Genomic DNA, 18,590 nt, shown 5'->3' with positions numbered 1-18,590 from the left:
GAAAGCGGCCGATGCCGTTCGCAGTTTTCAGCGCAATCCACGTTCTTTCAGCGCCCGCAGCACTTCATCCACAGCCCCAAACTCCCGATCAACCCCCGCCAACTCCGGCCGCTTCAACACCAACACCGGCACCCCACGTTCCCGCGCCACTTCCAGTTTCGGTTCGGTGGCGGTGCTGCCGCTGTTTTTGCTGATCAGCACATCGATCTGCCAGCGTTCGAACAGCTCGCGTTCACCTTCGAGCAAAAACGGCCCACGGGCGCCGATGACTTCGCAGCGTTCGTTGCCGGGGTAAATGTCGAGTGCGCGCAAGGTCCAGAATTGCTCTGGCGGGATTTCGTCCAGGTGTTGCAAGGGCTCGCGGCCGAGGGTGAACAGTGGTCGGCGGAAGGGTTTCAACGCCTCGATCAGTTCAGCCCAGTCGCTGACTTCCCGCCAGTCATCCCCAGCCTGTGGTTGCCAGGCTGGACGTCGCAACGCCCAGCACGGGATGCCGCTTAATTGCGCGGCGGTCGCGGCGTTGTGGCTGATTTGCGCGGCGTAGGGATGGGTGGCGTCCAGCAGCAGTTCGATGCCTTCATCGCGAATGAACTGCGCCAGACCTTGCGCGCCACCGTAACCGCCGACGCGCACCTGACAGGTCAGATCCGTCGGCACGCGACCAACGCCCGCCAGGCTGTAAATGTGTTCCGGCCCCAGCGTCCGGGCGATGGCCAACGCTTCTGTCACGCCGCCGAGTAACAACACACGTTTCATTGAAAAGCTCCTGCATGCCCGACTATCCCGCCCTGGCGATCAATGGCAAACACCTCGACTTGAACCTGGGTCGGCACCACGCTGCGGGCGAATTGCAGCGCGTGTCGGCACACTTCATCACCCAACGCGATGCCGGCTGCACTGGCCATGGCCAATGCCTGCTGACTGGTATTGGCCTCGCGAATCGCTTGTTGCAACGCCTCATCGGCGCCAATCGCCGCCGCCCATTCGGCCAGTTGCGGCAGGTCGATGCTGGAATGGCGACTGTGCAAATCCATGTGCCCGGCCGCCAGTTTGCTGATCTTGCCGAAGCCACCACAAATGCTCAGTTTATCCACAGGCACTTTGCGCAGGTGCTTGAGCACTGCGCCGACGAAGTCGCCCATTTCGATCAGGGCGATTTCCGGCAGGTCGTAGACCCGGCGCATGGTGTCTTCGCTGGCGTTGCCGGTGCAGGCGGCGATGTGCAGGTAGCCGTTGGTTTTGGCGACGTCGATGCCTTGATGGATTGAAGCGATATAGGCCGCGCAGGAAAACGGCCGGACGATGCCGCTGGTGCCGAGGATCGACAACCCGCCGAGAATCCCCAGGCGCGGGTTCATGGTTTTCAGCGCAAGGGCTTCACCGTTCTCGACGTTGACCGTCACTTCGAAGCCGCCGCTGTAGCTCAACTCTTCGGCCAGTGACGTCAGGTGCTCGGTGATCATCTTGCGTGGGACCGGGTTGATCGCCGGCTCGCCGACGTTCAGTACAAGGCCGGGCCGGGTCACGGTGCCGACGCCACGGCCGGCAATAAAGCGAATGCCGGGTTCGGCGCCCAGACGCACGTGGGAATAGAGCAGCGCGCCATGGGTCACGTCCGGGTCATCCCCGGCGTCCTTGATGGTTCCGGCTTCGGCGCCGTCGTCCATCAAGCGGCAGAACTCCAGGCGCATCCGCACCTGCTTGCCCTTGGGCAAAACGATCTCTACCGCGTCCGCCGTCGCGCCACTGAGTAACAGGCGTGCGGCGGCGAGGCTGGTGGCGGTGGCGCAACTGCCGGTGGTCAGGCCGCTGCGCAGGGGCGCGGGTTGTTCGGCGGTTTCGTCACGCATCGAGCGGCTTCGTCACATCAAGCAAGGTAATCGGCAACGCCTGGCGCCAGGTATCGAACTCGCCCAAGGGCTGGGCCTGGGCGATGTGGATGCGGGTCAACTCACCGCCGTGCTGGTCGCGCCAAGACATCAAGGTCATTTCGCTCTGCAGGGTGACGGCGTTGGCGATCAATCGGCCGCCGGGTTTCAGCGCTGCCCAGCAAGCATCGAGTACACCGTCGCGGGTCACGCCGCCGCCGATGAAAATCGCGTCCGGGCGCTCGAGCCCGGCCAGGGCTTGCGGCGCACTGCCGCGAATCAGTTGCAGGCCCGGAACACCCAGCGCCTCGCGGTTGTGTTCGATCAACAACTGCCGACCGTCATCGGCCTCGATGGCCAATGCCCGACAACTTGGGTGAGCGCGCATCCATTCGATGCCGATCGAGCCGCTGCCGGCACCGACGTCCCACAACAATTCGCCGGGTGTCGGCGCGAGGCGGGCGAGGGTGATGGCGCGCACATCGCGTTTGGTCAGTTGGCCGTCGTGCTGGAAGGCTGAATCCGGCAAACCGGCGAGGCGCGACAGGCGTGGGGTGGCGGGGTCGGCGACGCACTCGATGGCGATCACGTTGAGATCGGCAATGCCTGTGACGGTCCAGTCGCTGGCAAGCCCTTCGATACGTCGCTCGGCCCCGCCGCCCAGGTGTTCGAGGACGGTCAGTCGGCTCGCCCCGAAACCCCGTTCGCGCAGCAATTGAGCGATGGCCGCCGGGCTCTGCCCGTCATTGCTCAACACTAACAACCGCACGCCGCTGAACAGCTGCGCATTCAGCGCGGCAATCGGACGAGCCACCACCGACAGCGTCACCACCTCCTGCAACGGCCAGCCCATCCGCGCTGCCGCAAGGGAGCAAGAAGAGGGCGCCGGCAGGATCAGCATCTGTTCGGCAGGCACTTGCCGCGCAAGGCTGGCGCCGACGCCAAAGAACATCGGGTCGCCACTGGCCAACACGCACACCGCTTCGCCATGGCGCTCCAGCACCGGAGCCAGGGAAAACGGGCTCGGCCATAACTGCCGCTCGCCACGAATACACACCGGCAGCAAATCCAGTTGGCGCTGGCCACCAATGATCCGTGAAGCGCTCAGCAGCGCCCGTCGGGCGTTCTTGCCCAGGCCCTTGAAGCCGTCTTCAGCGATGCCTATTACTGTCAGCCAGGGTGTCATGTCGTATCTCAACCAGAAGCGTATTTTTTAAAGTCGGCATGATAACGCGGTCATCAGGGCCTGACGCTTTCAATTGTGCATTGACATTGGGAGTGGCGTTATTGGCTTTGCGCCTGGCCCGCCCGAAATCCGATGTACAACATTGATGGTTAACTTGCTAAATGTTTGTTGTTAGTTTGGCGGTGTTGCAAGTTATTAATTACTCGTTAGAGCAGTCAGGAGACAGTGTGATCATGGAAGAAGTTGTATTAAGTGGCGGGCCTGTGAAAGAAGTTGCACAAGATGGGCAGGGTTCTTCGAGCCAGGATGTCAAAACCTTGAAGTCTTCGAGTGTCAGGGTCGGCTTGGGTTTATCAGAAGAAACCGACGGGCAAAGTGCCTCGATGGTGCAAAGTAATGTGATGAGTTTTTTTGCGGGTTTATCGAAAGAAGACAAGCGTTTTGTAAAGGACAGTATTACGTATGCTGAGTCACGGGCGGATGCCAAAACCAATCGCAAGCGCTATCCAGCGGATTGGTTTGAACACTATACCGGGACGTTATGGTCCATTGGCTGGGTTATTGAAGGTCAGCCCGTGGAAAAGATCGATAAACAGTATCGCGGAAGCCTGATGGACGCGTGGGTAGACGTCATGAAATCGAATATCAGCGCTGACAAGTTAAAGGCAAGCCTGCAGGCGGTATCGATGATTGAAAGCCATCAGGATACGAGTGAAGCCTTCAATGGGAGTATTCGAAAAGACGGCGATATGCGCGTGTTGCCGATTTCGATAACCGACGATAAAAGAGTTGAGCTCTGGGTCTCCGATATGCGCCTGATTGTCAGTTCGTGGAGTACCGATTATCTGTTCTGGAAAATTAAGCACACCCTGTCTCAACTGGATATTAGAGCGCAGCGTTTTACGATCGGTCGTCGGGACATGGACGCTAGCCGGGCGGAGTTACGACAAGCGGTGGAGCAATTGGACGCCATCGAGTTTAATTTTCCGGTTTGAAAACTGGCCCCGTGTAGCCCGTGGCCAGAGTCCGTCCTCAAATATGTCCAGAGCTGAATACGGCCGGTGATGAGATGGCTGCGACGGTATTCTGCCCGCCGGCTTTTCATGCTGGGGGGCAAAGCAGGCATAATGGCGGCTTTTCGCCCCTCAGGCACTCCCAGCCAGCCGGTCACCCCTTGAACGAACGCCCGATGTCTACCGCCTTACGCCCCTCGGCCTGCCCGGGGTTGCTGCGTATCGTCCAGGCATTGGACGGAGGCATCTGCCGGATCAAGTTGAACGGCGGCTCGATCAGTGCCGATCAGGCGGAAGCCGTCGCCCATGCGGCGCAGCGCTTCGCCGGCGGCGTGATCGAGGCGACCAACCGCGCCAACCTGCAGATTCGCGGGATTGGCCGTGAAGAAGCTGCGTTGATCGACAGTCTGCTGGCCGCCGGGTTGGGGCCACGCACGGCGGCGGGCGACGATGTGCGCAACCTGATGCTCAGCCCGAGCGCCGGGATTGATCGGCAGATGTTGCTCGATACGCGACCGTTGGCCGAACAGATCCTCACCAGCCTGCAAAGCCATGAGCGTTTCCACGGGTTGAGTGCCAAGTTCGCCGTGCAACTCGACGGCGGCGAAGGGTTGGCGATGCTCGAACATCACCATGACCTGTGGTTGAGTGCCGTCGAGCACGATGGCGAGTGCCTGTTGGCGTTCGGCCTGGCCGGCTGCCCGACGGACGTTGCCCTGGGCGCGGTGCAACTGGAGCACGGCCACGCACTGGTGATCGCAGTGCTCGATTTATTCCTTGAACTGGCGCGCCCCGAGCAGACCCGCATGCGTCATTTGCTGGCCGAATACCCGCAGGCCGGTTTGGTCGCGCAACTGGCTGAACGTGTGCCGCTACGATCCGTCATTCGTGTGCCGCGCACTTCAGGCGTCCTGCACATTGTCGCACATCCACAGCGTGAAGCCGGTCGCGTCTATATCGGTGCAGTGCCTCCCCTTGGCCGGCTCGATCCCGCCATGCTCCGGGGCGCCGCACAACTGGCCCGGGAGCAGGGCGACGGCACGCTACGCTTCACGCCGTGGCAAAGTCTGCTGCTGCCCAATATCCACGAAGACAACGCCGCCGAAGTTATCCACAGCCTGGAAAACCTCGGCCTGCGCTGTTGCGCCGACGATGCCTTGGCCCATGTGATTGCCTGCACCGGTTCCGCCGGTTGTGGCAAAGGCTTGGCCGACACCAAAAGCGATGCCCTGCAACTGGCGGCGTTGCTGCAACGCCACGGCCAGGTTCTCGATGTGCACCTGTCTGGCTGCCCGCGTTCTTGCGCCGCCGCGCACATTGCACCCATCACCTTGCTGGCGGTTTCACCCGGTCACTACGACCTCTATTTTCGCGATGCAGCGCTGCCGGGTTTCGGCGCGCTGCACGCACGCAACCTTACTATTGAAGCGGTCGCGACCTTGCTCGACGCCCGCTCACGGAGCCCCCTAGATGCTTGATTACATTCGCGACGGTCAGGAGATCTATCGCAACTCCTTCGCGATCATTCGTGCCGAGGCCAACCTCTCGCGCATCCCGGCCGACCTGGAAAAACTCGCGGTGCGGGTGATCCACGCCTGCGGCATGGTCGAAGCCATCGACGGTCTGCAATTTTCCGAAGGCGCGGGCAAGGCCGGGCGTGATGCCTTGGCCGCCGGCGCGCCGATCCTGTGCGATGCGCGAATGGTGTCCGAAGGCGTGACCCGCACGCGCCTGCCCGCCAACAATCAAGTGATCTGCACCCTGCGCGACGACAGCGTGCCGGAGCTGGCCCGCGAGCTGGGCAACACCCGTTCCGCCGCCGCGCTGGAACTGTGGCGTCCGCACCTGGAAGGCAGCGTGGTAGTGATCGGCAACGCGCCGACCGCGCTGTTCTACCTGCTGGAAATGCTCGACGCCGGCGCCCCGAAACCGGCGCTGATCCTCGGCTTCCCGGTGGGCTTCGTCGGCGCCGCCGAATCGAAAGCAGCGCTGGCGGCGGACAGTCGCGGTGTGCCGTTCGTGATCATGCAAGGCCGGTTGGGCGGTAGCGCCATGGCCGCCGCCGCTGTCAACGCGCTCGCCACGGAGATCGAATGATGCAGCAGCCTGGACGCTTGATCGGCCTGGGCGTCGGCCCCGGTGATCCGGAACTGATTACCGTCAAAGCCCTGCGCTTGCTGCGCGAATCGCCGGTGGTGGCGTACTTCGTCGCCAAGGGCAAAAAGGGCAATGCGTTCGGCATCATCGAAGCGCACCTTGTCGATGCGCAAAACCTGCTGCCGCTGGTGTACCCGGTGACCACCGAAGCGTTGCCGGCGCCGCTGTCCTATGAGCAGGTGATCAGCGATTTCTACGACACTGCCGCCGAGCAATTGGCGCAACACCTGGATGCCGGCCGTGACGTGGCGGTGATTTGCGAAGGTGATCCGTTCTTCTACGGTTCCTACATGTACCTGCACGATCGCCTGGCCGAGCGTTACGTCGCCGAGGTGGTGCCGGGTGTGTGCTCGATGCTCGGCGGCGCTTCGGTGCTCGGTGCGCCGTTGGTGTATCGCAATCAGAGTTTGTCGGTGTTGTCCGGCGTGCTGCCCCATGACGAGCTCAAGCGACGCCTGGCGGATGCCGACGCCGCAGTGATCATGAAGCTGGGGCGCAACTTTCCCAAGGTGCGGCAAGTGCTGGAAGACCTCGGTCTGGCCGGGCGCGCGCTGTACGTCGAACGCGCAACCATGGCCAACCAGAAAATCGTCCCGCTGGATGAAGTCGAGCCGATGTCTTCGCCGTACTTCTCGCTGATCATCGTGCCCGGTGAACGGTGGCAAGGGTGATCGGCCGTCCGGCTCCGGCGATTGTCATCCTTGGCAATGGCAGCCTCGCCACGGCGCGGCGCATTCAGCAACGCTACCCGAACGCCGTGATCCACGGACTGGCCGGGCGGGTTGAGGGCGCCGACCGCGACTATCAAGAGTTCGGCACGACGTTGCGCGAGCTCTATCAGCAAGACACACCGATCATTGCCCTGTGCGCCGCCGGCATCGTCATCCGCACTCTGGCGCCGTTGCTGCTGGAAAAGGGTGCCGAGCCGCCGGTGCTGGCCGTGGCTGAAGACGGTAGCGCCGTGGTGCCGCTGCTCGGCGGTTTAGGCGGGGTGAACGTGCTGGCGCGAGAGATCGCCGCCGCGCTGGACGTCGCCGCCGCGATCACCACCAGCGGTGAATTGCGTTTTGGCACTTGCCTGCTCAACCCGCCCAGCGGTTATGCCTTGGGCGATCTGGAGTTGGGCAAGCGCTTCGTTTCTGACCTGCTCGCGGGCGAATCGGTGCGTATCGAAGGCCCTGCGCCATGGTTGGATGCGGCGCAGTTGCCGGAAGACCGACAGGCGCGATTGGCGATTCATGTCGGGCATGCCGAGCGTCAGCCGAGTGCCAATGAGCTGCTGATTTACCCGCGTAATGTGGTTGTGGCCGTGACGGCGGGAACGGCTGATGCCATTCGTGCCGCGTTGCGTGAAGCCAATATTGCGCTGCAATCGTTGGCCTGTTTGCTGAGCGATGAGCGCGAGATGGCCAACCCGTCATTGCGTGAAGCGGCGCTGGAACTGGGTGTGCCGCTGCGTTTCAGCGCCCGGTCCGGCACTGTGTTTGAGCTGGCCCGAAGTGTCGCGCCGTCGCTGCTCACATCCATCGACATCAACGACTCGATGGCCATTGCCGTCGCCGCCGAACCTGTCGATCCACTGCTGATCGGTCGCCCGCGTGGTCGTCTGGCCGTGATCGGACTCGGCCCCGGTGCCGCCGAACTGATGGTGCCAGCGGTGAAAGCCGAACTGGCCCGGGCCAATGACGTACTGGGTTACGAAACCTACGTGCGCATGGCCGGGCCGTTCCGCGCCGATCAGGTGATGCACTGCACCGATAACCGCGAAGAGATGCAGCGTGCCCGCCACGCGTTCGAACTCGCGGCCCAGGGGCGTTCGGTGGTGGTGGTGTCGTCCGGCGATCCGGGCGTGTTCGCCATGGCCGCCGCAGTGCTCGAAGCCTTGCACGAATCGAGCGATGCGAACTGGCATAACGTCGACCTGGAAATCCTGCCCGGCGTCTCCGCGTCCCTGGCCACCGCGGCCCAGGCCGGGGCACCGCTGGGGCATGACTTCTGTGTGATGTCGCTGTCGGACAACCTCAAGCCGTGGGCGATCATTGAGAAACGCCTCGACCTGGCGTCCCAGGCCGATCTGGCGCTGGCCTTCTACAACCCGATTTCCCGTTCCCGTCCGTGGCAATTGGGCCGTGCGCTGGAGATCGTCGCGCAACACCGCACCGCCGACACACCGGTGGTGCTGGGCCGTGATATCGGCCGGCCGGGCCAGACATTGCGTGTGACCACCCTGGGCCAGTTGACCCCGGACCAAGTGGACATGCGCACGATGGTGCTGATCGGTTCGTCCACGACGTGCGTGTTCCCCCGCGCCGAGGGGGGCGAGTGGGTCTACACGCCGCGCTGGTATGGCGACAAGCCTGCCGGTTAAGTCAAAACGCCTCTTCGGAGGCGTTTTTTTTATCCGTCGCAAAGTTATTTGTTCATCGGGACGTTGCCGTTTCGACCTTGGTGCGTGCCTTGGCTTATTAGTTTGTGTTGTGACAGTGTTTTTGATCACTTGTTAGTTGCTTATACTTTGTTTTTGAAATGTTTTGTTCTTCTTGTTAAGTTGAAGTTGAAGCGCGGGGTGCGTTAATTTTCTCGTCGAGCCGGAGTTGGCTCATATCTATCTAAAAGGAACTTTGATTATGAATAATGTACCTGATGTAAAAATGACTGAAGCCGAAAGTCTGGCATTTATCGAAGACTGCATGGAAACTTGCATGCCGGTTATCCAGGCATTGGCGCCCCGTCAAACAATGCGTGCGGCAGTGGATTTGCCGATTGATCGAGATAAATTGAATGCGGCCATTTCTAATACAACTTTGATTGGTTTTCCCGAAGGTATGAGTCGCCGTTACAAGACCATTATCAAGCGGACTCAGTTTTTTGCGGACCTTTCCGCTGAAATCAAATATCCAAAAAAAGACCAGCAGGTTCTGCGCTGGGAACACTACGTCCTGGGTATGAGGGCGATGGGGTGGACCAAAATGAACGCGTCTTACACGGGTTATGAGTCCGAATACAGTGGTCTTAGCATGAGCAATATTGTTCTCGATATTGTTCAGGCAGCCATTGGTGGCGCGGCCGGCACCACCGCTGCTGTCTTGAAAGCGGTCGCGAACAAGACGATCGAAGGCTTGGCGAAGAGCCCGGAAGCGTTGAAGTTGTATGAGAAAAACGGCCAGAAAGCCTATGGCGCCTCGATGGGGGTAATGACCGTGGCACAGGACGCCGGAGAAGATGTCTGGGCCGCACTGGGAACAACTTCCTATTTCTCTGACGCCGGTAATAAAAAAATAGTCTTCTTCGACAAAATGCATGCCGGGGCACAGGTGTACCAAGGTAAAGCCACTTTTACTATTTATGAAGATGACTACACATCCAAAAAAGAAGCGGCAGCCAATGCGTTCTTTGAAGCCGCAGACCAGGCGCTGGAACTGGAGTTCGGCATCAAGTAATTTTTTGGAAGCCAAGCGTTAACGCGCTTGGCTTTTTTTCCAAGAGGAAATTAAAGATATGGACAGTCACCGTTATGTCAGTGGCGGCAGTGTTTTGGTTTTGTCTCCAGTGCTGGGAAGTTCGCAGCGTGATGACGTTACGGCATCTACGCTTTACATGCAGTTGGCGTCAACTAATAAGCATCCGGAATTTAAAGACTTTGACCTGTGGTGCGAAGTGTATTCAATATTGCTGCGCCGGCTGCATTTTAATGTTTTGGGAACGGCGGGGGATGTTTATACATTAGGGCGAGAAGGCCACGTATCGGTTGCCAGTGTGATCGACAACGCGTTGGAACGTTTTTTTTCGCGTGAGCAAATAGCGTTAATACATCCGGCCCTGCAATCTCTTTCCACTGGTGCTTCAAACTGCACGAGCCTGCAAGTTCTGACGCGGCACGCTGTGGAACCGGTGATTGGAACGAGCGAGTCAACGGATAGCCAGGGCCTGACCCGAATCCGGCTGCAAGTTGGCCTTGTCGACGAAACCGCGACGTTGAAGATGCTCAGGATTAGCTTTGCAGTCGCCGAGCCGTTGAGCTCAAACTTTATGAGTCAACAGTTTATGGCTGACCGGATCAGGGGCAGCGTTCATCTATCGTGCTTTCAGGCCCAGCTAACTGATGAGTACGAAGATTTCTCCCGATCAACGGTGCTGTCGATACTCGGTACGCGGCGCGAAGACGAGATTGTGGAACTGCATTGATCTCTTCTACACCGCTCGCGACCGGTCAAGGCGCCCAACGAGGCGAGGTGCCAGCGTCAGACAAAACGTCTACGGCACCAGGTAACCCTTCACCCCGGTAAAAATAATCTGCGCCGCCAATGCGCACACAAACAACCCCATCAGTCGGCTGACAATCTGCAAGCCCTGATCACCAAGAATCCGCTCGATGTGGTTGGACAAATAAAGCACCACCCCAACGGTGAAACTGGCCAAGGCAATGCTGAGAATCGCGGTGAGCTTGTCATCCCAATGCGGCTGGCTTACGCCCATCACCAGCAGCGCACCGATGGTGCCGGGGCCGACAGTCAGCGGGATGGTCAGCGGCACAATGGTCACGTCCTGCTGCACATTGTCGGTCTGCACCACGGCCTTGCCCTGGGCCATGCCCAATGCCGAGATGAACAGCACGCTGCCGGCGCCGATGCGAAACGCATCCACGGTAATGCCGAACACGCTGAATATTACCCGCCCGAACAAGTACAGCAGGACGCTGGACACCAGGGTGGCGAGCGCCACTTTCCAGGCCAGGCGACGTTGCTCCTTGCGCGAATAACCACGGGTCAGGCTGATAAAACAGGACAACACGAAGAACGGGCTGTAGAGCACCAGCATCTTCAGGTAAACACTGAACAACACATGGAGCATGGTGCTAGCTCACTGGCGAGGGAAGTCGAGGCGGAGTCTATCAGGCGCCATGGCGTCTGTCGGCTCAGGACGCTGGCGTCGTGACCCGGTTCTGCTGATCGCGCTCGGCGACCCAGTGCTCGATCAATTCGCGCAACTGCGACAACTCCACCGGTTTGGCCATGTGCCCGTCCATGCCGGCCTGGCGCGCACGCTCTTTGTGCTCGGCGAGGATATGCGCGGTCAGCGCCACCACGGGGGTGCGAATCCGCTGGTTACCGACTTCCCACGCCCGCAACTGCTGGGTGGCGGAGAAACCGTCGAGGATCGGCATTTCGCAGTCCATCAGTACCAGGTCGTAGCGCTGGGCCTTCATCGCCTGCAAGGCTTCCTCGCCGTTGCTGGCGGTGTCCGGTTGCAGGTTGAGCTTGCCCAGCATGCCGCGAATGACTTTGGTCGAGATGCTGTTGTCTTCGGCCACCAGGATCCTGAAATCGCTCGGCACCTTGACCGGCAGGGGCGGGCCGGCGGGCAGGTGATGGGACACGGCCAGGCCTTTGTTGCGCTGGTTCAGCTCGTCCGCCAGGGTGGTCTTGAGGGTGTAGCCGGCCACCGGTTTGGCGAGGATGCGCTTGATCCCCGAGTTGCGGGCGATGATCTTGCTCGGCGCATTGCTGATGCCGGTGAGCATGATCAACAGGATGTCGTGGTTGAGGCTCGGGTCTTCCTTGATCTTGGCCGCCAGTTGCATGCCGGTCATGCCGGGCATGTTCTGGTCCAGCAGGACCACGTCGAAATAATCACGCAGATGCGCCTTGGTGCGCAGCAACGCCAATGCCTCTTTGCCGGACGGCACGGCACTGACATTCAGGCCCCAGGCGCTGCATTGCTGCACCAGCACTTTGCGGCAGGTGTCGTTGTCGTCCACCACCAGCACCCGTGCGCCTTGCAATGGGCTGTCGAGGTCGGAGGTCGGGTGTTCGAGGCGATCAGGGTCCAGCGGCAAGGTCAGCCACAAGGTGCTGCCCTGGTTGGCGCCGCTCTTGATCCCGAACTCCCCTTGCATCAGGCGAATCAGTTGTCGGGCGATCACCAGCCCCAAATTGCCGCCCAGGCGCGTGGCCGAGAGGAAGTGCTTGCTGTGCAACTCGGCGTGCATCAGTGCATCGCGCTCTTCGGCTTCCATCGGCACGCCGCTGTCCTGCACGGCGATGCGCAGGCGCGGTTTGGCGCTGCGTTCGTCGAGGGCGACGACGATCAGAATCTCGCCTTCGTCGGTTTTCTTCAGAGCGTTTTCCAGCAGGCTCAGCAGGGTCTGGCGCAGGCGCGTCGGGTCGCCGCTGATCACCCGTGGCACTTGCGGCTGGATAAAGCTGATCAGCTCGACGTTCTGCTGTTCGGCCTTGGCCCGGAAAATACTCAGGCAATCTTCGATCAGGGCATTGAGGTCGAACTGCACGTCGTCCAGTTCGATCTGCCCGGATTCGAGCTTGGAAATGTCGAGAATCTCGTTGATCAGGGTCAGCAATTCATTGCCGGCGCTGTGGATGGTCTGCACGTAATCCCGCTGTTTGACCGACAACGGTGTGCCCAGCAGCAACTCGGTCATGCCCAGCACGCCATTCATCGGCGTGCGGATTTCGTGGCTGATCTTGGCCAGGAATTCGGCCTTGGCGTTGATCTCGGCATTGCTGGCAGCCAAGTCGCGACTGACGCTGAAACGGTCTTCGGTGATGCTGCGCTGGCGTTCGCCCAGGGCAATGCTCATCAACAGGCCGCTGATGCAGATGAAGGCCAGCAGGGTGATGATCAGGCCTTGCGGCGCTATCAGGGTCAGCCCCAGCAGTGCCGGGAGGATAATTAACGCGCCGATGTTGAACACCACCATCGCCGCCACGAACAGCCGCGCCGGGCGATAGCCCTTTTGCCAGTGAAAGGCGCTGACGAACAACATGCTCAGGCCGGCGAGGGCGACCAGGGCATAGGTGATGATGTTCAGCGGCAGGGTGTTGACGAACAACAGGAGCAACCCGCTGACCACGGTGAACAGGATGTCCCCGAGCAGCAGTTTGTTCAGCGGATGCGGACCCAGCGGCGCGAAGAAGCGGTAGGCGAACATCAGCCCGCAGGGCGCCGTCAGCAACAGGGCGAGGTAAGCGCCGGGTGTCTGGATCGCGTGCCAGTTCGGCAGCCACGGCCCGACCAGGTTCAGCAGCAGGATCAAGCTGAGCATCAGCAGGAACTCGCACGCCGCCAACCACAGGCTACTGCGCGAGCGGGTGTAGGCGTACCGCACGATGTTGTGCAGGATCAGCATCGCGATGCAGCCGAACAGCAGGCCGTAGATCAGCGTGAGGTTCTGGTTGGCTGCGGTCATCACCGCCGATTGCAGGGTGATGTAAGGCCGCAATTGGTGTTCGGACACCAGTCGCAGGTAAACGTCGAGGGTTTTGTCGCTTTGCGGCAGCGGCAACATGAAATCGCTGCTGGGCAACGGCCGATCAGCCTGGGGCTGTTGGGTGCCGGTGTTCAGTTGCTCGACCAGCTTGTCGCCGTCCAGCACATACAGATTGAGGTGCGACAGGTCCGGGGCGAACACCCGCAGCAGTTGTTCATGCTTGCCAGGGGCCAGGCGGAAACGCAGCCATAACGCACCATCGGGCTCGGCTGCGGTGAGGCGGTCGAGTTCGATGGGGCTGAATTGATTGGTGAAACGTGCGGAACGGATGTCGCTCAACGCCAGGTCGCCCTGTTCGTCGAGCAATACCGACCAGCCACTGCCTTGCGCGGCCTGGGCCGGGAGCATGCAGAGCAAGGTCAACAGAGTGACGGTAAGACCTATGGCAATCCTGAGCCAGCGCACGGCGAAATCCCTTCGTAGGTTGATGCCAGAATATAACTATGCGCGGCGCTGGAATAGTCCGGCAAGGGCCCCGAGCCCTTGCCTGGCCGAATGGCTGGCCTATTCCTGATTTTCGCCACGCTCGCGGGCAATGGCACGGTAGCCAATGTCCTTGCGATAGAAGCTGCCTTCCCAGTCGATCTTCGCCGCCAGCTTGTAAGCCTGCTGCTGTGCAGCATCAACGCTGGCGCCCATGGCCGTGGCGCACAGCACCCGACCACCGGCCGTCACCACCTGACCGTCCTTGAGCGCAGTACCGGCGTGGAAGACTTTACCTTCCAATGCCGCCGCTGCATCCAGACCGTTGATCGCCACGCCTTTAGCGTAGTCGCCAGGATAGCCGCCCGCTGCCAATACGATGCCGACGCTCGGACGTGGGTCCCATTGCGCTTCAACTTTGTCCAGGGCTTGCGCCAGGGCCGCTTCGACCAGCAATACCAGGCTCGACTGCAAACGCAGCATCACCGGTTGGGTCTCAGGGTCGCCGAACCGGCAGTTGAACTCGATGACTTTTGGGTTACCGGCTTTGTCGATCATCAGGCCGGCGTAGAGGAAACCGGTGTAGACATTGCCTTCGTCAGCCATGCCGCGCACGGTTGGCCAGATCACCAGGTCCATCACGCGTTGATGCACTTCGGCGGTCACGACCGGGGCAGGGGAGTAGGCACCCATGCCGCCGGTGTTCGGGCCGGTGTCGCCGTCGCCGACGCGTTTGTGGTCCTGGCTGGTGGCCATCGGCAGTACGTTCTTGCCGTCGACCATGACGATGAAGCTGGCTTCTTCGCCATCGAGGAATTCTTCGATTACGACACGGGAACCGGCGTCGCCAAAAGCGTTGCCGGCGAGCATGTCGCGCACGGCGTCTTCGGCTTCAGTCAGGGTCATGGCGACGATTACGCCTTTACCGGCGGCCAGGCCATCGGCCTTGATCACGATCGGTGCGCCTTTTTCACGCAGATAAGCCAGGGCCGGCTCGATCTCGGTGAAGTTCTGGTAGTCAGCGGTCGGGATCTTGTGGCGCGCCAGGAAATCCTTGGTGAACGCTTTCGAACCTTCCAGCTGGGCAGCGCCAGCGGTCGGGCCGAAGCAATCCAGGCCACGGGAGCGGAACAGATCGACAACGCCGGCCACCAGCGGGACTTCAGGGCCAACGATCGTCAGGGATACGTTCTTTTCGGCGAAATCGGCCAGTTGCTCAAGGGCCAGCACGTCGATGGCGACGTTCTCGCACTTGGCTTCGATGGCGGTGCCGGCGTTGCCCGGAGCCACGAAAACCTTCTGCACACGCGGATCCTGAGCCACTTTCCAGGCCAGGGCGTGTTCACGGCCACCGCTGCCAATGATCAAAACATTCATTTCAAAAACCTCAAATTCTGTAAGGCGCTGCAGTAGCGCTTTATGTGGGAGCGGGCTTGCTCGCGAAGACGGCGGCGCATCCAGCATCAATGTGACTGAAAGACCGCTTTCGCGAGCAAGCCCGCTCCCACATTTCGATCAAGTTGACTCAGTGACGGAAGTGGCGCATGCCGGTGAAGACCATGGCGATGCCGGCTTCGTCAGCCGCGGCAATCACTTCCGCATCACGCATCGAGCCGCCCGGCTGGATCACTGCGGTGATGCCGACCTTGGCCGCATTGTCCAGGCCGTCGCGGAACGGGAAGAACGCGTCGGAGGCCATCACCGAGCCTGCCACTTGCAAACCGGCGTGTTCAGCCTTGATCGCGGCGATACGAGCGGAGTTCACGCGGCTCATCTGGCCGGCACCGACACCGATGGTCTGGCGGTTCTTGGCATAGACGATGGCGTTGGATTTAACGTACTTGGCGACTTTCCAGGCGAAGATCAGGTCGTTGATTTCCTGTTCGGTCGGGGCACGCTTGGTCACGACTTTCAGGTCATCGGCGCTGATCATGCCGACGTCGCGGCTCTGTACCAGCAAACCGCCATTGACGCGCTTGTAGTCCCAGGCAGCGGCGCGATCAGCCGACCACTCGCCGCAGGCCAGCAGGCGCACGTTGGCTTTGGCGGCGACGATGGCGCGGGCTTCTGCGCTGACGGATGGCGCGATGATCACTTCGACGAATTGACGCTCGACGATAGCCTTGGCGGTTTCAGCATCCAGCTCGCGGTTGAAGGCGATGATGCCGCCGAACGCCGACTCGGTGTCGGTGGCGTAGGCCAGTTCGTAAGCCTGGCGGATGCCGCCTTCAGCGTCCGGGCTGACCGCAACGCCGCACGGGTTGGCGTGCTTGACGATCACGCAGGCTGGCTTGACGAAGCTCTTTACACATTCCAGCGCGGCGTCGGTGTCGGCCACGTTGTTGTACGACAGCTCTTTGCCTTGCAGTTGGGTCGCGGTGGCGATGCCGACTTCGGCAGGCTTGGCTTCCACGTAGAACGCTGCGCTCTGGTGCGGGTTCTCGCCGTAACGCATTTCCTGAGCCTTGACGAACTGGCTGTTGAAGGTGCGCGGGAATTCGCTGCGACCTTCGGTGCTGAGTGTTTCAGCGGCCTGGTTCACGGTGCCCATGTAGTTGGCGATCATGCCGTCGTAGGCCGCGGTGTGTTCGAAAGCCTTGAGCATCAGGTCGAAACGCTGAGCGTAGGTCAGGCCGCCGGCCTTGAGGCTTTCCAGGACGTTGGCGTAGTCGCTGGCATTCACCACGATGGCCACGTCTTTATGGTTTTTGGCTGCCGAACGGACCATGGTCGGGCCGCCGATGTCGATGTTCTCGATGGCGGTCGGCAGGTCGCAGCCTGGCTTGTTGATGGTGGCTTCGAACGGGTACAGGTTGACCGCAACCAGGTCGATCGGCTTGATGCCGTGCTCGTTCATGATCGCGTCGTCGATACCGCGACGACCAAGGATCCCGCCGTGGATTTTCGGGTGCAGGGTCTTGACCCGACCGTCCATCATTTCCGCGAAACCGGTGTAATCCGCGACTTCCACTGCGGCAACACCGTTGTCGCGCAGCAGCTTGAACGTCCCGCCGGTGGAGAGGATCTCGACACCCAGGGCTTCAAGCTCCTTGGCGAATTCGAGGATCCCGGTCTTGTCGGAGACGCTGATCAAGGCGCGGCGGATCGGCAGGCGGGTAGTCTGGTCGGTCATTTCAATTTCCATCAAAAGCAAAGGAGTCAGCAAAAAAGGCGACCGGTTTTACGCGGGCGCCTTTCTGGTTTGATTGAATGCTTACAGCAAATCGTACTGCTTGAGTTTCTTGCGCAGCGTGCCTCGGTTCAGCCCGAGCAGCTCGCTGGCCTTGGTCTGGTTGCCCTTGACGTAGTTCATCACGCATTCGAGCAGGGGAGCCTCGACTTCGGAGAGCACCAGGTTGTACACATCCGTGACGGCAGCGCCTTCAAGGTGGGCGAAATAATTGTGCAGCGCCTTCTCGACACTCCCGCGAAGGGTCTGACCTTCTTCGCTCGGCGTATTGAGGTGCTGTTTCAAATTCACGTTGTCGCTCACGGGTGTTGTTCCACTCACTAAAGTCTCGGTCATCATCGTCATGCGGCCACCCCTTCTCCGTCCCCTGTCAGGCTCTTGTAACGTTCGGCGAAGAACTCCCGGACGTTGGCGCATTGTGTTTCCGTACCATCCAAACGATTGAAGTGGGCGCGGAACTCCCTGGCGCCCGGCAGGGTTGCGAGATACCAGCCCACATGCTTGCGAGCGATGCGTACGCCCATCACGTCTCCATAGAAGGCGTGAAGCGCGGCCAGATGCTCAAGCAGAATACGTTCCACCTCGATCAACTCCGGTGCCGGGAGTTTTTCGCCGGTACGCAGAAAATGGTCGATCTCACGAAAAATCCATGGCCGCCCCTGGGCGGCCCGGCCTATCAACAGGCCATCGGCACCGGTCGCATCGAGCACGTACCGGGCCTTCTCGGGTGAATCGATGTCGCCATTGGCGAAGACCGGGATCGACACCGCCTGCTTGATCGCGGCGATGGTGTCGTACTCGGCCTCGCCGGTGTAGAGGTCGGCCCGGGTGCGGCCATGGACCGCCAACGCCGTGATGCCTGCCTGTTCGGCGATCTTCGCCACGGTCAGGCCGTTCTTGTTATCCCGGTCCCAGCCCGTGCGGATCTTCAGCGTGACCGGCACATCCACCGCAGCCACCACGGCCTGCAGGATCTCGGTCACCAGTGCTTCATCTTTCAACAGCGCGGAACCGGCGGCCTTGTTGCAGACCTTCTTCGCCGGACAGCCCATGTTGATATCAATAATCTGTGCGCCCAGTTCCACGTTGGCCCGGGCCGCGTCCGCCAGCATTTGCGCATCGCCACCGGCGATCTGTACCGAGCGTGGCTCGGGATCACCTTCGTGGATCATGCGCATCCGCGATTTGCGGGTGTTCCACAAGCTCATGTCGCTGGTGACCATTTCCGAGACTACAAGCCCTGCGCCCAGTCGCTTGCATAGCTGACGAAAGGGCTGGTCGGTGACCCCCGCCATTGGGGCGAGGATCAAGCCGTTGTGCAATATATATGGACCGATGCGTACCGCCGACATAGGACTTCCCTGTTGTGGGGCCGGATCATTAGAGTTCGAAAAAGGGTTGGCATGATACCCGCTCTCGATGACTGGATAAAGGCTGAATTGAACAAAATCTGAACAGTTATTCT

The 18,590-nt window shown here is 60.6% G+C and carries 16 protein-coding genes; 7 read left to right on the top strand and 9 right to left on the bottom strand.

The genetic code is table 11. The features are described from left to right. Positions 1 to 27: 27 nt before the first annotated feature. From BK665_RS00490 to cbiE, 3 genes are read right to left on the bottom strand one after another with little or no spacing between them, the layout of a single operon-like run. Positions 28 to 756, bottom strand: a complete 729-nt coding sequence (locus BK665_RS00490) for a cobalt-precorrin-6A reductase (RefSeq protein ID WP_123402361.1) — start codon at positions 754 to 756, stop codon at positions 28 to 30. Continuing rightward, positions 753 to 1,850: a cobalt-precorrin-5B (C(1))-methyltransferase gene (locus BK665_RS00485; RefSeq protein ID WP_123402360.1), complete on the bottom strand. Its 1,098-nt coding sequence runs from the start codon at positions 1,848 to 1,850 to the stop codon at positions 753 to 755. Before BK665_RS00485 ends, BK665_RS00490 begins: the two co-directional genes overlap by 4 nt. Next, a complete protein-coding gene (gene cbiE, locus BK665_RS00480; RefSeq protein WP_123402359.1) occupies positions 1,843 to 3,054 on the bottom strand; it encodes a precorrin-6y C5,15-methyltransferase (decarboxylating) subunit CbiE in 1,212 nt (403 codons plus the stop codon). The genes BK665_RS00485 and cbiE overlap by 8 nt, the downstream gene beginning before the upstream one ends. Positions 3,055 to 3,287: 233 nt before the next feature. Between cbiE and BK665_RS00475 the strand changes: the two genes are divergently transcribed. From BK665_RS00475 to BK665_RS00445, 7 genes are all read left to right on the top strand, one after another. Next, positions 3,288 to 4,049 carry a hypothetical protein gene (locus tag BK665_RS00475; protein ID WP_123402358.1) on the top strand — a complete coding sequence of 254 codons (762 nt, stop codon included), beginning with the start codon at positions 3,288 to 3,290 and terminating at the stop codon, positions 4,047 to 4,049. A gap of 194 nt (positions 4,050 to 4,243) precedes the next feature. Then, the gene (gene cobG / locus BK665_RS00470) at positions 4,244 to 5,545 is read left to right on the top strand and encodes a precorrin-3B synthase (RefSeq protein ID WP_123402357.1); all 1,302 of its coding nucleotides are present in this window, start codon (positions 4,244 to 4,246) and stop codon (positions 5,543 to 5,545) included. Continuing rightward, complete coding sequence (locus tag BK665_RS00465; protein WP_123402356.1) at positions 5,538 to 6,164, top strand: precorrin-8X methylmutase; 627 nt, start codon at positions 5,538 to 5,540, stop codon at positions 6,162 to 6,164. Before cobG ends, BK665_RS00465 begins: the two co-directional genes overlap by 8 nt. Beyond that, complete coding sequence (locus tag BK665_RS00460) at positions 6,164 to 6,895, top strand: precorrin-2 C(20)-methyltransferase (RefSeq protein ID WP_123402756.1); 732 nt, start codon at positions 6,164 to 6,166, stop codon at positions 6,893 to 6,895. Before BK665_RS00465 ends, BK665_RS00460 begins: the two co-directional genes overlap by 1 nt. Further along, positions 6,895 to 8,592, top strand: coding sequence for a precorrin-3B C(17)-methyltransferase (cobJ, locus tag BK665_RS00455; RefSeq protein WP_123402755.1), 1,698 nt, complete (start codon positions 6,895 to 6,897; stop codon positions 8,590 to 8,592). The genes BK665_RS00460 and cobJ overlap by 1 nt, the downstream gene beginning before the upstream one ends. A gap of 259 nt (positions 8,593 to 8,851) precedes the next feature. Beyond that, positions 8,852 to 9,664 (top strand): hypothetical protein, encoded by an 813-nt coding sequence (locus BK665_RS00450; protein ID WP_123402355.1) that lies wholly within the window; start codon positions 8,852 to 8,854, stop codon positions 9,662 to 9,664. Between the two features lie 58 nt (positions 9,665 to 9,722). Then, positions 9,723 to 10,409: a hypothetical protein gene (locus BK665_RS00445; RefSeq protein WP_123402354.1), complete on the top strand. Its 687-nt coding sequence runs from the start codon at positions 9,723 to 9,725 to the stop codon at positions 10,407 to 10,409. A 69-nt stretch (positions 10,410 to 10,478) separates the two neighbouring features. Here the strand turns inward: BK665_RS00445 and tspR are convergent, their stop codons facing one another. The 6 genes from tspR to dusB all read right to left on the bottom strand — a co-directional run bounded on the left by tspR (position 10,479) and on the right by dusB (position 18,477). Next, positions 10,479 to 11,075 (bottom strand): type III secretion system genes modulator TspR, encoded by a 597-nt coding sequence (gene tspR / locus BK665_RS00440; protein WP_123402353.1) that lies wholly within the window; start codon positions 11,073 to 11,075, stop codon positions 10,479 to 10,481. A 64-nt stretch (positions 11,076 to 11,139) separates the two neighbouring features. Next, complete coding sequence (locus BK665_RS00435; RefSeq protein WP_123402352.1) at positions 11,140 to 13,917, bottom strand: hybrid sensor histidine kinase/response regulator; 2,778 nt, start codon at positions 13,915 to 13,917, stop codon at positions 11,140 to 11,142. 99 nt (positions 13,918 to 14,016) lie between these two features. Then, positions 14,017 to 15,312, bottom strand: coding sequence for a phosphoribosylamine--glycine ligase (gene purD / locus BK665_RS00430; RefSeq protein WP_123402351.1), 1,296 nt, complete (start codon positions 15,310 to 15,312; stop codon positions 14,017 to 14,019). Positions 15,313 to 15,460: 148 nt separating this feature from the next. Beyond that, on the bottom strand, positions 15,461 to 17,068 hold the full coding sequence (purH, locus tag BK665_RS00425) for a bifunctional phosphoribosylaminoimidazolecarboxamide formyltransferase/IMP cyclohydrolase (RefSeq protein ID WP_123402350.1): 1,608 nt from the start codon (positions 17,066 to 17,068) through the stop codon (positions 15,461 to 15,463). 81 nt (positions 17,069 to 17,149) lie between these two features. Further along, positions 17,150 to 17,470: a DNA-binding transcriptional regulator Fis gene (gene fis, locus BK665_RS00420; RefSeq protein ID WP_007907419.1), complete on the bottom strand. Its 321-nt coding sequence runs from the start codon at positions 17,468 to 17,470 to the stop codon at positions 17,150 to 17,152. Further along, positions 17,467 to 18,477: a tRNA dihydrouridine synthase DusB gene (gene dusB, locus BK665_RS00415; RefSeq protein WP_123402349.1), complete on the bottom strand. Its 1,011-nt coding sequence runs from the start codon at positions 18,475 to 18,477 to the stop codon at positions 17,467 to 17,469. Before dusB ends, fis begins: the two co-directional genes overlap by 4 nt. Between the last annotated feature and the right edge of the window lie 113 nt (positions 18,478 to 18,590).

The sequence above is a fragment of the Pseudomonas frederiksbergensis genome, from assembly GCF_003732665.1.
Classification (GTDB): domain Bacteria; phylum Pseudomonadota; class Gammaproteobacteria; order Pseudomonadales; family Pseudomonadaceae; genus Aquipseudomonas; species Aquipseudomonas frederiksbergensis_G.
This window is presented reverse-complemented; position numbering and strand designations above follow the sequence as displayed.